Origin of the sequence: Pontibacter sp. JAM-7 (assembly GCF_048548695.2) — a bacterium.
Taxonomy (GTDB): Bacteria; Pseudomonadota; Gammaproteobacteria; order Pseudomonadales; family Balneatricaceae; genus Neptuniibacter.
Genome location: NZ_JBLYIF020000045.1, coordinates 1 through 256, shown reverse-complemented (window position 1 = coordinate 256; position 256 = coordinate 1). Strand labels below are relative to the sequence as shown.

Here is a 256-nt window from a genome sequence, read left to right as displayed (position 1 = left end):
CCGCCACCTGTGCCATCAGGTCAGGTGACCAAAGTTCAGGGTTCTTAGCGGGTGAAAACCCGTCAAGAAACCAAGCATCCGCGCGACCATCCCAATCGGGGAGCGTCTTGCGTGCATCGCCCAAGATCACACGCAGCTCAAAATCAGGACCATCCAGTTTCGCGGGAAACATATCCACCTCCCTCAGATCGCTTGGCAGACCTTCAAAAGCGCCCAAGGCCGCGTGCAGATCGGCCACAGCCATCGGGTAGGCTTC

1 protein-coding gene is annotated in these 256 nt (G+C 58.2%); it reads right to left on the bottom strand.

All coding sequences use genetic code 11. The features are described from left to right. Nucleotides 1-256: MnmC family methyltransferase (locus ACFVYJ_RS13810; RefSeq protein ID WP_463255440.1), on the bottom strand; the 256-nt coding region annotated here is incomplete at both ends.